The organism is Nocardia higoensis NBRC 100133 (genome assembly GCF_000308595.1).
Lineage (GTDB): Bacteria > Actinomycetota > Actinomycetes > Mycobacteriales > Mycobacteriaceae > Nocardia > Nocardia higoensis.
In genome coordinates this window covers 16922-30090 of sequence record NZ_BAGA01000070.1, presented here as the reverse complement: position 1 = coordinate 30090, position 13169 = coordinate 16922, and the positions used below count along the sequence as shown (strand labels likewise).

The window sequence follows — 13169 nt, the reverse complement described above, 5'->3', positions numbered from 1 at the left end:
CCTCATTCCCGGATCCTGACGCGCTCGACCACGGGCGCCATCCAGCGCGGCGTCCACCAGTTGGCCTTGCCTGCTATGCGCATGGCCGCCGGAACGAGGACGGTGCGAACCAGCGTGGCATCGACGATGACGGCGAGTGCCAGACCGACGCCCAGAGCGCGCATGAGGGCCACCTCGCTGGTGGCTATGCCGAGGAAGACGACGGCCATGAGCAGCGCGGCGGCGGTGACCACGCGACCGGAGCGGGCCAGGCCGACGGCCACGGCGGTGTCGACATCGGCGCGGGTGTGCTCGGATCGCTCCCACTCCTCGGTGAAGCGGGCGAGCAGGAAGACCTCGTAGTCCATCGACAGGCCGAAGGCCACGCAGAACAGCAGGACCGGGACCGTGGCGACGGTGAATCCCGTTGCGGTGGTACCCAATCCGTCCACGTGCCCCTCCTGGAAGATCCAGACGAGGGCGCCGAAGGTGGCGGCCAGCGACAGGGTGTTCAGGACCAGGGCCTTGAGCGGGAGCAGCAGGCTGCCGGTGAGCAGGAACAGCAGCAGCGCGCTGGTGACGGCGATCCACAGGATGGCGGCGACCAGGCCGCCGGAGATGCCCGCGGCGGTGTCGGCGCTCTGCTGGGCGAGGCCGCCGACGCGGACCACGCCGGGGGCGTCGACGGCGCGCAGGGTCTCGACCAGGGCGGCGCCCTCGTCGGAGTACGGATCGATATCGGTCGCGACGGCCAGGTGCGCGGACCCGCTCGCGCCGACGCTGCCGACCGGCGGGCCGGCCGGGGCGCCGTCGACGAAGGTGCCGGTGGGGCCCGCGACAGCGGTGACGTCGGCGACCGCGGACAGCCTGGCGGCGTAGTCGCCGAGCCGGTCGGCTGGGGCATCGGTGAGGACGATGTCGATGGTGCCGGTCATGTTCTGGTCGAAGCCCTCGCGGATGAGGTCGCCGACCTGGCGGGACTGGGCCTCGGTGGACAGCACGCGATCATCGGGCAGGCCCAGACGCAGGTCGAGCACGGGCGAACCGGCGAGCAGCAGGACGGCGAGCACGGGCAGGGCCGTCAGCAACGGGCGCTTCTGCACGGCCCGGGCGATGCGGTAGAGGCGGGTCTGTTCGACGGGGAGGGCTTCGCGCTGGGGTTTGCGGTTCATGCGCGGGCCGAGCAGGGCGAGCAGCGCGGGCACGCAGGTCAGGGCGAGCAGCACCGACAGCGCGACGACGGCGACGCCCGCGTAGCCGATCGAGCGCAGGAAGGTGATCGGGAACAGCCACAGGCCGATCAGGGCGGTGGCGACGATGACACCGGAGAACACGACAGCACGGCCGCCGTGGTGCATGGCCGCCGACAATGCCTTCTCGTGTGGCAAGCCGCGGCTGATCTCCTCGCGGTAGCGGCCGATCAGCAGCAGTGAGTAATCGATCGCCAGCGCCAGGCCCAGGGCGGTGGTGACATTGAGTGCGAAGACCGACAGTTCGGTGAGGAAGGTGATCACGAACAGCACGCCGGTGGTCCCGACGATGGCGAGCACGCCCGCGATGACAGGCACCGCGGCGGCCACGACACTGCGCAGGAACAGCACGAGCAGCAGGAAGGTGATCGGCACGGCGATTCCCTCGGCGAGCAGCAGATCGGCCTCGGCGGTGGAGTTGATCTCCTCGAAGGCCATCGCCTGACCGCCCGCCAGCACGGTGACGCCGTCACGTTCGCCGGTGAGCTGATCGGCGAGTTCGCGCGCGATCTTCTGCACCTCGTTGTCGTCGGCGACCAGGCCCGCGACGACGAGTCCGGTGGTGCCGTCCCGGCTGACCAGGGTCGCGCCGATCGGGTCGGTCCACGAGGTGACGGTGCTGACGCGCTGGTCGGCATCGAGGGTGGCGGCTATCTCGCGGGCGGTGCCGCGCGCACGCTCGCCGGTGACGCCGCCGGGATCCCGGACGGCGAAGATCAGCTGCATGTTCGCCACGCCGTGTTCGGCGGCGAGCAGATCGGCGACTCGGGAGGACTCGGCGTCCGGGTCGAGGAATCCGCCCGCGCTGAGGCGCTCGCTGACCAGGCCACCGAGCGCGCCGAAGATCAGGAAGGCGACGCCCGCGACGACGAGCACGAGTTTCGGGGCGCGGGCGCACGCTCCGGCGATCCGGGAGATCAGGCCGGAAGCCGCCTCGGTCCCGGTGGTTTCCGTGGTGCCCGGTGTCGTGGTCATTTCGCCTCCGTGGGCAGCCACCAGACGGGAGTGACCTTGTGGCCTGCGCCGATCTCGATGGGTGGATGCGATTGCCAGCCCAGGATTTCACACATCTCGGCGACGTCGGCGGACTTGGCTTCGCCGTAACCGGGCAGATTCTTGGCTCGGGCGACCCGCATCACCCGCTTGATCAGCGCCGCTCCCCCGCCGAGGGTGCGGGCGCCGACGTACCAGAAGTAGAAGTGCGGCTGCGTGGGATGGGCGGCTTCGACCTTGGACAGCATCCGTGCCATGAGAACCGTGCGGGAGATGCCGAGCACCAGGATCGCGGGCAGGCGGAACAGCCAGACCCACCACGGAAATTTCGGGCTGGTGCGCTCGTAGGCGATGAGCACGCCGGTGGGCTGCCGGTCGGCGTCGTAGGTGGCCTGTAGGTAACCGTCGAGGCGGGCGCAGATCTCGACCTCCCCGCGGAAGAACCAGTACAGGGCGCGATCGGCCCGGGCGGGCTTGCGCGGTTTCACGTCCTGCCAGATCGCGTCGTCGGCGAACGCGTCGGCGAGTACGCGCGCTGCCGCGCTCCGCTGTTCCCGGGCGACATTGGACGGCATTGTCGCAGTTGTCATCTCAGCCTTTCTGATCACGGATTCACCCGTGGGCGCCCTGGTAGAGGGCATCGAACTTCTCGCCGCCGACCGGACGGCCGAGCGCGGTGAGGTACAGGGTCTGGTGCCCGGCGGGCAGGACCTGGTTCCAGTACTCGGGGGCCAGGCCGCCGATGCCGGTGACACCCGCGCCGTGGCGGGCGGCGACGAGGTAGAGCACCTGGCCGACGACGCCGGTGGCCAGCAACAGCGCCTGACGGTCGGCGTCGATGACCGAATCGTCCTCGCCTGCCGGGGTCGAGAACACGACGTAGGCTTCGGCGGCGGTCAGGTGTTCCTGGCCTGCCAGGCCGGTGAGCAGGTCTCCCGGGGGCAGGGCGATGCCGCCGGTGACCTCGCCGACGAGATGGATGTCGGGCCAGGGCAGACCGAGGCGGCGGACCGCTTCGCCCGCGATCTCGAGGGCGTCCTCCACAACGGTGTCGAGGTTGTAGCCGGGCGGGGTGGTGGTGCCGAAGGAGGGCGCCGAGCGGCGGATGGGGATGAAGCGGGCGAGGTTGCCCGGCAGCGCGCCCGCGCGGTCGAAGAAGACCGGCTCGGGCGGACCGGGTGGGCGCAGGCGGTCGGCCCACTGCTCGAATTCGCTGCGGCCCATCTGGACTCGCGGCTTCGCGGTGGTGACCAGGCGCCAGCCGTCGGCTTCGCCGTCATGGGGTTCGAAGGCGCGCACGAGGCCGGCGGCGAGGATGTCACCGGCGACGGTGTCCGCGGCGGGCAGGGCGTCCGGGAAGCGGTCGGCGGCGCTGTCCGCACGGTCGAGCAGCGCCAGGGCGAACAGAGCGTGGCCGGCGTCGATGAGGTGGTAGAGGTAGCCGCGGGTGCCGTATTTGCGCATGGACAGCCACGGGCGGCCGACGAGCAGACAGAGATAATCGCCCGCGTCGGTGGCGAAGTCGGAGTCGGCGCGCACCACGAGTTGCCTGCGCGCCGGGTCGAGCAGTGCGATCGCACCGGATTCCGGTGCGACGAGCAGTATTTCGTAGGGATAGGTGGCGCCCGCGGAGGGGACGAAGCGGCTCTCCCCGCCGCGCTTGCGGCCGATCAGGCGATCGACGTGCCCGACGGCGCCTGCGATCGCACCGGTGAGGGCCTCGATGCCGACGGTCTGGGGCAGCGGCGGGTGGATGACGTCGCCCCAGGCGAGGTTGTCTCCGGCCCGCATGTCAGCGACTCCATTCGGTGGTCTCCGGGTGCAGGCGATGCACGCGGCGCCGGGTGTGTTCCCAGTAGGAGCGCACCGAGAGGTCGGCGAAGATGTAGTCGCGTTTGGCGGCGACGTCGAGGGCGTTGGAGGTGGCGAACGGACGACCGGAGGCCAGGGCATCGAGTTGCAGGCGGCAGGCGCGTTCGAGCATGAGCGCGAAGACGACGGCGTGGCGGACGCTGCGGCCGACGACGACACTGCCGTGATTGACCAGGAACACGCCGACGCCCTGGTCGAGGGTCTTGGCGATGCCCTCCCCGACCTCGAGGGTGAGCACGGTGTTGCTGGTGTCGTGGAAGCGGTGCACTTCACCGGCGAGCAGGGCGCCTTCGTGGCTCAGCGGCACCAGGTCGGCGTCGAGGGCGCCGAAGACCAGACTCGCGGGGGCGTGGCTGTGCACGATGCCCGCGATATCGGGGCGGGCGGCGTAAACGGCCTGATGTAGAGGAAGTTCCGGCGGCGCCTGCGGGTGCGGGGTTTCGGTGGCGTCGACGGCGGCATCGACGAAATCGGCGGGCGTGGCCTCGTCGAATCCGACGAGCGCGCCCTTGATGGCGAAACGCCCGTCGCCGGGCCTGCGGACCGAGATCTGGCCTTGGTTGAAATCGTCGTGTCCGCCGGACGACAGTGCGCGCGCACCGATCGCCGCTTGGATCACCAATGCGGATGTCATGGTTTCCTCACAGTCGTGCCGCGATGGCGTTGCGCTGAATCTGGTTGGTGCCCTGGATGATCTGCAGGAGTTTGGCCTCGCGCATCCACCGTTCCGCCGACTCCCCGGGCAGATAGGCGCTCGCGCCGAGGATCTGGACCGCGTCGGTGGTGACCCGCATGGCGGTGTCGGTGGCGAAGAGCTTGGCCTGGGCGGCGAGCAGATCGGCGTTCGGACCGCCCGCATCGATTTCGTCGCAGGCCCGCGCGAGCAGCTGGCGCGCTGCGGCGAGCTGGGTGGTCATGTCGGCCAGCAGGTGGGCCACCGCCTGGTGGCGAATGATGGGGACACCGAACTGGATTCGGCTCTTGGCATACGCGGTGGCGCGGCGCACGGCCGCCTCGCTCAGGCCGACCGCGCAGGCGGCCAGGCCGACGCGGCCCTGGGTGAACATGTCGTCGGCCACGCGGGCGCCGCGATGTACCCGGCCGAGTACCCGGTCGGCGGGCACGTGGGCGCCGTCGAAGTGCACGTCCGCGCTGGGCAGGGCGGCGGCGCTGTGTTTGCGGGCGGCGGGGGCGACGGTGACGCCGGGCGTCGCGGGGTCGACCGCCAGACAGGTCAGGCCGCCGAGGCCGGCGGCACTGGTGCGGGCGTAGACGACGAGGAGGCCCGCGATCGGGGCGTGACCGGCCCAGGTCTTGGTGCCGTGCAGGGTGAAACCGGCGTCGGTGCGGTCGGCCCGCAATTCGATGGCCGACATGTCCGAGCCCGCGGCGGGTTCGCTGACGCAGTTGGCGCCCAGGATCCGGCCTTCGGCAAGGGCCGGGACCAGCTCGTCGCGCAGGGCGGCCCGGGCGTGGCGGGCCACGGTCAGCGCCACGAGAGTCTGCAGGTGCACGGATTCGGCCAGCGCGAGCCAGTTTTCCGCGATGACGGCGATGTTCGCGCAGAACTCGCGCACCGCGCCCGGACCGCCTTCGACGACCGGGGCGGCCACGCCGGTGGTCATGATGCCGGTGAACAACTCGGCGGGGAAACGTCCTGCCTGTTCGTCGGCGGTCACCGTGCCCGCGTGCTCGGCGAGCAGCGCGCGCAGGCGGTCGGCGGTGGTGAGGGTGGCGGTCATGCCGGGGCTCCCGCGAGTTCGGCGAATACGTCGGCGGCGGTATACAGCCCGGGACGGGCTTGTTCGAGCCAGGCGGCCAGGGTGAGGGCGGCGGTGGCGGGGCCGCGCAGATCGCGCACCCGGTGGCTCAGTTCCCAGCTCTCCGCGCCCGCGGTGAGAACGACGTGGTGATCGCTGACGGCGGCGCCGTACCGCTGGGCGAGGATCGCGGTCTGCTCGGGCAGCAGCGCGGCGAGATTCTTCGCGGTGGCCGAAGGGGCGTCGAGCTTGGTCGTGGGATGCCGGTCGATGACGGTGAATTCCGCGTCCGGCACCAGAGCGAGCGCCAGGCGCGCGGCGAGTTCGGCGGCACGGGCCTGCAACCAGTGCAGGGGGCTGAGATTGGCGGCGATCAGGACCGGGATCTGCCGGGACAGCGCAGTGAGCGTGGCCTCTGCCTCGGGCGGGCGGCCCGAGACGCAGGAGAGCAGCGCGGCGCCGGTGGCGGCGCAGTGCTCGGCGACAGCGTCGAGGGCGGCCGGCCTGCTGGCATCGATGACGACGCCGGCGGGTTCCCGGCCGATGGTCCACCCGGTCGAGTCGGCCACGGTGGCGACCCGCACGCCGTGGCGCGCGCAGGCGTCGGTCACCGCGCGGCCGAGACGGCCGGTGGCGCCGACGACGGCGACGGGACGGTCAGGCGTCGGCGACACCCTGATTCCTCAGGTAGGCCACGATGGCGGGGACGGTGCGCATGTGGTCGAGCTCGGTCTCCAGGTCGATCTCCACGCCGTAGCGGATCTCGAGCGCGTCGATCAGGCGCAGGAACGCCAGCGAGGTCATGCCCGCGTCGGCGAAGGTCTGGTCGGAGCGCTGAGCGGTCTCGGCGTCGACGGTGCCGTCGGTGGCCTTGACGACCATCGCGGCGACGGTCTTGGTCAGCGAATCCTGCAGGACATCGGACATCAGCGGCCTCCTGTGACCGGTTGCTGGAACGAGTTGGTCAAGAGCGCGCGCACGGCTTCGGCTTTGACCTTGCCGGTGGCGCCGCGCGGCAGATCGCCGACGACGATCACTTCGGGGACCTTGTAGTCGGCGAGCCGCTCGCGCAGGAACGCGCGCAGCGTCGCCGGCTCGAGGCCGGGGCTGGCCTGCACGGCCGCGCCGACGCAGTCGCGACCGCTGGGGGTGGTCAGGGCGAGGACCCGGCAGTCGGTGACCCCGGGGTGCGCGGTGATGGCGTCGGCGACGGATTCGACGGTGAACTTGCGCCCGCCGATGTTCAGGATCGGCTGGGCGCGTCCGGCGAGGAACAGCTCACCGTCGCGCACGGAGCCGGTGTCGGAGGTGATGTAGCTGCCGTCCTCGGCGATGGCGCACTCGAATTCGCCGGGATAGTTCAGGTAGCGCGTGCCCATGGAGGCGGTGCGCACGTGCAGCACCTCGGCTCCGTCGGGACGCGGGCGGATGTCGACGGCGACGCCGGGCAACAGCATGCCGTTGCCCTCGCGCCGGGTGCCGTCGGCGAAGGTGACCGGACCGGTCTCGGCGATGCCGTAATAGTCGGAGATGGGGCCGGACAGGTGCGCGACGTGCTCGGCGACCGCGGCGGAGAGCGGGGCCGCCGAGGACAGCCGGAGCCGGATGCCGCGCAGCGCTTCCCGGGTGGGCTCGCCGAGCGAGGTGAGCGAGTAGTCGGTGAGGCGTTCGTAGGCCGCGGGGAAGGCGACCAGGATGCTGGGCGCGAAGGTGGTGACATGGCGCATGATCGCCCCGCCGCTCGGCATGCCGCCGGGCAGGATCAGGCTCGCGCCGGTGAACAGGCTCGGCATGAGAGTGGTGTTGAACGCCAGCCCGTTGTAGAGACCCGCGAAACACAGGCTCAGGTCGGCCGCGGTCAGGTCGGCGGCCCGGGCCCAGGTGCGGGCGGCGTTCTCGACCGCCTCGGCGGAGAACTCGATGCAGGCGGGGGCCCGGGTGGAGCCGGAAGTGAGCCTGCCCAGTTCGGTGTCGGGTGCGAGCTCGGGGCGTTCGCCGCCGAACCCGGTCGCCACCGCCAGCTGACGATCGTCGAACGCGACGGATGCCGGCCCCACGGATTCCGCTGCGGCGTGGCCGTTCACCGCGCTTTCGACGGCGGGGGCGTCTCCGGTCTGCGGAGCGCGAACGATCGCGTCGATCCCACAACCCTCGACCAAGGTGGCGATCTCGGCCGCGCCGAGACTCGGATCGGCCAGGATCGGCAGGTCCGCCCGCGACCAGATCGCCAGCAGGGTGGCGATGTAGTCGGGGTGGTTGGCCAGCGCCACCAGGATCCGGCTGCCGCCGCGCGGGGCGACGGCATCGAGCAGGTCGGCGCGGCGCGCGGCGTCGGCGCGCAGGCCGGCGAAGGTCCGGGTCTCGCGCAGAGTGGCGACCGTGGCCTCGGGGGCGGCGTCCATGGCGGCGGTCACCGCCTCGTAGAGCCGGGTCGGTCGGGCAATCATGATGCCGCGCTGCCGACTTCGATCCCGTTCGTCCGACCGCCGCTGCTCGCGTCGTCCCGGACGAACCGGATGTCGGGACCGAACAGTCCGCGCAGGATGTCGGCGGTGTTGGTGCGCAGGGCGCGCTCGGCCAGCGGGTCGAGCATGTCGGCCAGCGAGGGGATGCCGAGGTCGACTACGGCGTCGAAAGCGATGGTCACGCCGGTGTCGCCGGTACTCACCTGCCAGGCGCCGTCGAAGCGGGCCAGGTCGCCGGTGACCTGCTCGAAGGACAGGGTGCGGCCCGCCTCGTCGACCACATCGCGCTCGGTCCACTCCAGCAGCCCGCTGCGGAACCACACCGACCAGCTGCTGAGCTGGTTGCCCTCGGCATCGACGTCGAGGCTGATATCGCGCACCACGTCGACATGCTCGGCATAGGAACGGAAGTCGCGCAGTTTGGCGAAGGCCAGGTCGGGATCGACGTCGCCGACCTGGGCGCGGATTGTCACGGAACGTTCGGCCATCAGACCATCACCTCGTTGCGTTCGGGCGCGGCCGGGGCCTGCGCCATGCCCTCGCGGGCGATCACGGTGCGGTAGGTGATACGCATCACCTCTTCCGCGTCATCGGACGAATAGGCTTGCGGCGCACCGGGAATCGTGCCCAGCGAGGTGGGCATCGGATCGGGCTGGAAGAGCGAGGCCAGCGTGGTCATCAGGTTGGCCATCTTGGTCTTGTCCGAGGGGGTCAGCTCGTCGAAGAACGCCGGCTTGAGCAGCCGCTCGAAGACCTCCGGGTCGGCGCGCCGCGGTCCGCGCCGGGGCATGCCGTACTCGTCGAAGACCTCGTCGAGGATCTCGAGCAGCCGCTGCGCGGTGATCGAGTTCGGGCCGATGGTGGCCCACGCGGTCTCGGGGGCGTCGGGCAGTTCGGCGACGGCGGCGACGACGCCTGCCACCACATCGCAGGGCACCAGGTCGTAGCGCGCGGAGGCCGAACACAGGAACAGCGGCACCGAACCACGCAGCAGCGCGCGCGAAATGCTGTGTACACCTTGAAATTCGGTGATCGCCCCGGTGCGCGAGTGGCCGCCGATGGCCGACGGCCGGACGATGGTGTGGTTCAGGCCGCTCGCGCGCACCTCGGCCTCGCCGAGACGCTTGGCGGCGAGGTACTGGCCGGGCAGCAGCGTGGCATGGCCGCCGGTGATGTCCTCGGGGGGTTCGAGGTCGACGAAGGCCGTACTCACGTGCACCAGCCGGGCGCCCGCGGCCGTGGCCAGGTCGAGCACGCGCTGAGTGCCGGTGACGTTGATGCTCTTCAGCGTTTCCCAGCTCGCGGCGAAATCGACACTGGCGGCGCAGTGGATCACCACGTCGAGGCCGTCGAGCACCCGCGCGGTGTCTTCGGTGTCCAGGCCGAGGCCGGGGGCGGTGATGTCGCCGCGCACCGTTTCGGCGCCGGCGACGGGACGGGTGTGGGTGAGGGCGACGACCTCGTGCCGGGCGCCGAGCATCTCTATCAGCGGCACCCCGACAACACCGGCGCCACCGGTGACGAAGATCTTCACGTCGAATCTCCTAGCAGTTGGATCACGGCAGTCGGACGGCGTGGGCCGCGAGGCGCACGCAGGCTTTCTCGAAGGCCTCCAGCAGCCATGCCTCGTCGTGCGGCTGCAGGTTGGCCGGTGGAGTCAGGCGCAGCACCGGGCCTGCGTTGAGCGAATGGTTGATGATCACGCGCGCGTCGACCATCTCGATCAGGAACTCACCGGCCAGGCCTCCGTCGGCGAACTCGAGGCCGAAAAGCGCTCCGGCGCCGCGGATGTCGACGATCTGCTCCGGGCAGGTCCGGTCCCGGATCTCGGTGAGCCGGGCGAGCAGGCGTTCGCCGAGGCGGGCCGAGGCGTCGACCAGGTTCTCCTCGCGCAGCACATCGATCGTGGCCGCGGCGGCCGCCATGCCCAGCGGCGCACCGGAGAAGGTGGAGGTGTGCAGGCAGAGGTCGGCGTCGAAGGCGGCATAGGCCTCCTCGGTGGCGATCGCCGCCGAGACCGGCAGGATGCCGCCGCCGAGGCTCTTGCCGACCAGCAGGACGTCGGGGGTGATCTGCTCGACCTCACCGCGCCACCAGGTCCCGGTGCGGCCCAGGCCGGTCATGATCTCGTCGAGCACCAGCATGGCGCCGCGTTCGCGGCACAGTTGCTGAACTCGGCTCAGATAGCCCGCGGGCGGGATCCGCACACCACCCTCGCCCTGGATGGGCTCGAGCACCACGCAGGCGTCCGAACCGTCCGGGCCGAGCGCCGCGTCGAGGGCGTCGGCATCGCCGTAGGGGACGCGGGTCGCGCCGTGCAACAGACCGCGGAACGGATCCTGGTAGGTGTCGTTGGCGGTGAGCGACAGCGCGCCGAGCGTCTTGCCGTGATAGCCGCCGTTCGCCCCGATCAGGCGGTTACGGCCCTGGATGGCAGCCATTTTCAGGGCCGCTTCGGCGGCTTCGGTGCCCGCGCCGGCGAAATACACCTTGGTCAGCCCGGGCGGCGCGATCTCGGCCAGCGCGGCGGCGGCGGTCGCCGCGGAGGCCTCCAGCAGTCCGCGGGTGCCGATCGGATGACGGCCGAGTTGGGCGGTGACCGCCTCGACCACCTTGGGATGGCGCGCGCCGAGCAGGAACACGCCGTAGCCGCCGCAGTTGAGGAACTCCCGGCCGTCGGTGGTCCACAGCCGCGCCCCCTCGGAGCGATGCTCCACCAGCCCGCCGAGCAGGCTTCCCAGCTGCGCCTTGGCCTTGCCGAGATGCTGCCTGGTCTGCTCGAGAACCACGAATTCCGTTGTCATATAAGACTTTCCAGATAAGAATGAAATGGCTCGCTACTCCCCTGAGAGCTTGAGAGAAATTAAGACCGAACTTCTCAAGTCCGTCAACTCGACTGAAGGCTCAGCGATCATGGACGCGCGACCATAAAGGGCGGGAGCTGCCGCGTTGGCGCCGGTTGTGGCCTCGGCCACAACCGGACGTCACAGTAAACTTCCAGCACTCGCGGGACCCGCTCCCGCACACGGGCTCTCGCCCCGCGGCGCCGGCCGATTCGACTCGGACGCATCGGGTATTGCCGCCCTACCCGACCCGAGGAGAAGCACTGATGAAACCTCATCGCAAGTACGTCACGATGCTGGCGGCAGGCGCGCTGGTGACGGGCGCGGCGCTCACCGGATGTTCCGACAACAACGACGGCACCACCGACACCCCCACCGCGCCGTCGCTGTCGGTGAAGATGACCACGCCGGAATCCGAGCCGACCACCGGGTCCCGCACCACCGGCTCCGAGACGCCGGTGATCTCGCCGGAAGCCTCGCAGCAGCTCTGCGACATGATCGAGTCCGACCTCGACAACTGGCGGGACCAGGGATCCACCGTGGCGAAGGTGACCTTCAACGGCACCGTGCAGAACTGGGCGGCGCGCAACGAAGGCCTCAACGACGATGTGATCCGCAACAAGGGCATCGTCGACGACGTGACCACGAAGACCTGCCCGGATGTGCGTCAGCAGGCGCTCGCGGCCCTCGAGGTCAGCACGCTGGCCGACGCGCTGCTCGGGTTCCGCTGAATCACACGTTCCCGGCGGCGAACTCGTCCACAGCGGCAAACGGGGCCGCCTGTCCGATCTCCGGACAGGCGGCCCCGTTCGTGTCGTGTCAGGCGCGAGCGTGTCCGTTCGAGGAGATCAGACGGCGACGCCCGGCGGTGTCGCGATCGACGGCGTCACGATCGGTGTCCGCGCGATCGGCATCCCCGACGGGGTCCGTGCCCGCTCCCGCGATGTCGGGGCCCGTGGTGATCTCGGTGGGGATCTTCGGCAGCGCGTAGGGATGCTCGCGCCAGAGCCAGCCGAGCAGTTCCTCGCGCACCGCGCAGCGCAGCGTCCACACATCGTCGGCGTCCGCGGCGGTCATGGTCGCCCGGACCACGATCGCGGTCGGGGTGCTGTCGGTGACCACCAGACCGTAATCGCGGCCGTCCCAGTCCTTGCGACCCTCGAGGAACTCGCCGAGGTGTGCACGCAGCAACGCCACCGGCGCGCTGTGGTCCAGGTGCAGGAACACCGTGCCGGTGATCTGCGAGCCGCCGCGCGACCAGTTCTCGTAGGGCTGGCTGTTGAAGTAGGAGACCGGCATGGTCAGTCTGCGGTCGTCCCAGATCCGCACGGTGAGGAAGGCGAGGCTGATGTCCTCCACCGTGCCCCACTCCCCCTCGACGACCACGGTGTCGCCGATCTTGACCGAGTCACCGAAGGCGATCTGCAGACCGGCGATCAGATTGCTCAGTGTCGACTGCGCCGCCACGCCCGCGATGATGCCGATGACGCCCGCCGACGCGAGCAACGACGTGCCCAGCGTACGCAGGCTCGGCACGAGCAGCAGGATGGCGACGGCGGCAGTGCTGACCGCGAGGATCGCGGTTACGATCCGACGCACCAGTCCGAGCTGGGTGCGCAGCTGGCGCACCTTCGCGACTTCGCGGGTGCGGTCGGCATAGGAGTGCAGCATGTTCTCCGCGGCCACGTCGACTCCGCGCACGACCAGCCAGATGGCGGCCAGGATGGCGGTCGTCGCGAGCAGATTGCGAATCATGCCGTCCTGGCGCAGATTCAGCTCGGCCAGCGGGTAGGTGGTGTGCAAGGCGACCGCGCCGAGAAAGATCTGCAACGGCGCCTGCACCCGGCGCAGCAGCACCGGGAGTCTCGACCTGGGTCGTTTCCGCGCGCTGAAGCGCAGCACTCTGCCCATCAACAGGCCGAGGCATACGGTGACCGCGATGGTCGCGGCGAAGACGATCAGTGGACGTAGTACTTGCTCCAACGGGCGGCGCTCCTTGTCCGTCGT

At 70.5% G+C, this 13169-nt stretch carries 13 protein-coding genes; 1 reads left to right on the top strand and 12 read right to left on the bottom strand.

What is annotated here, in order from left to right:
* Positions 1-2: 2 nt before the first annotated feature.
* Genes ON26_RS09690 through ON26_RS09640 form a run of 11 tightly spaced genes read right to left on the bottom strand, consistent with a single transcriptional unit; the run spans position 3 to position 11123 of the window.
* The gene (locus tag ON26_RS09690; protein WP_157171842.1) at positions 3-2204 is read right to left on the bottom strand and encodes an MMPL family transporter; all 2202 of its coding nucleotides are present in this window, start codon (positions 2202-2204) and stop codon (positions 3-5) included.
* Positions 2201-2812, bottom strand: a complete 612-nt coding sequence (locus ON26_RS09685) for a hypothetical protein (RefSeq protein ID WP_157171841.1) — start codon at positions 2810-2812, stop codon at positions 2201-2203. The genes ON26_RS09690 and ON26_RS09685 overlap by 4 nt, the downstream gene beginning before the upstream one ends.
* A 22-nt stretch (positions 2813-2834) precedes the next feature.
* The gene (locus ON26_RS09680; protein ID WP_040795701.1) at positions 2835-4013 is read right to left on the bottom strand and encodes a nitroreductase family protein; all 1179 of its coding nucleotides are present in this window, start codon (positions 4011-4013) and stop codon (positions 2835-2837) included.
* Between the two features lies 1 nt (position 4014).
* Positions 4015-4728: a class II aldolase/adducin family protein gene (locus ON26_RS09675; RefSeq protein ID WP_040795700.1), complete on the bottom strand. Its 714-nt coding sequence runs from the start codon at positions 4726-4728 to the stop codon at positions 4015-4017.
* A gap of 7 nt (positions 4729-4735) precedes the next feature.
* Complete coding sequence (locus tag ON26_RS09670) at positions 4736-5836, bottom strand: acyl-CoA dehydrogenase family protein (RefSeq protein ID WP_051026879.1); 1101 nt, start codon at positions 5834-5836, stop codon at positions 4736-4738.
* Entirely contained in the window at positions 5833-6528 is a 696-nt protein-coding gene (locus ON26_RS09665; RefSeq protein ID WP_040795699.1) for a dihydrodipicolinate reductase C-terminal domain-containing protein, read from the bottom strand. The genes ON26_RS09670 and ON26_RS09665 overlap by 4 nt, the downstream gene beginning before the upstream one ends.
* Positions 6512-6781, bottom strand: a complete 270-nt coding sequence (locus ON26_RS09660) for an acyl carrier protein (protein WP_040795698.1) — start codon at positions 6779-6781, stop codon at positions 6512-6514. Before ON26_RS09660 ends, ON26_RS09665 begins: the two co-directional genes overlap by 17 nt.
* Positions 6781-8301, bottom strand: coding sequence for a class I adenylate-forming enzyme family protein (locus ON26_RS09655; RefSeq protein ID WP_040795697.1), 1521 nt, complete (start codon positions 8299-8301; stop codon positions 6781-6783). Before ON26_RS09655 ends, ON26_RS09660 begins: the two co-directional genes overlap by 1 nt.
* The gene (locus ON26_RS09650) at positions 8298-8807 is read right to left on the bottom strand and encodes an SRPBCC family protein (RefSeq protein ID WP_051026878.1); all 510 of its coding nucleotides are present in this window, start codon (positions 8805-8807) and stop codon (positions 8298-8300) included. The genes ON26_RS09655 and ON26_RS09650 overlap by 4 nt, the downstream gene beginning before the upstream one ends.
* Entirely contained in the window at positions 8807-9853 is a 1047-nt protein-coding gene (locus ON26_RS09645) for an SDR family oxidoreductase (RefSeq protein ID WP_040795696.1), read from the bottom strand. The genes ON26_RS09650 and ON26_RS09645 overlap by 1 nt, the downstream gene beginning before the upstream one ends.
* 22 nt (positions 9854-9875) lie before the next feature.
* On the bottom strand, positions 9876-11123 hold the full coding sequence (locus ON26_RS09640; protein ID WP_040795695.1) for an aspartate aminotransferase family protein: 1248 nt from the start codon (positions 11121-11123) through the stop codon (positions 9876-9878).
* A gap of 305 nt (positions 11124-11428) precedes the next feature.
* Between ON26_RS09640 and ON26_RS09635 the strand changes: the two genes are divergently transcribed.
* Positions 11429-11893 (top strand): hypothetical protein, encoded by a 465-nt coding sequence (locus ON26_RS09635; RefSeq protein WP_040795694.1) that lies wholly within the window; start codon positions 11429-11431, stop codon positions 11891-11893.
* Positions 11894-11981: 88 nt separating this feature from the next.
* On the opposite strand, the gene ON26_RS09630 is transcribed toward ON26_RS09635, so the two are convergent.
* The gene (locus ON26_RS09630) at positions 11982-13145 is read right to left on the bottom strand and encodes a mechanosensitive ion channel family protein (protein ID WP_083883976.1); all 1164 of its coding nucleotides are present in this window, start codon (positions 13143-13145) and stop codon (positions 11982-11984) included.
* Between the last annotated feature and the right edge of the window lie 24 nt (positions 13146-13169).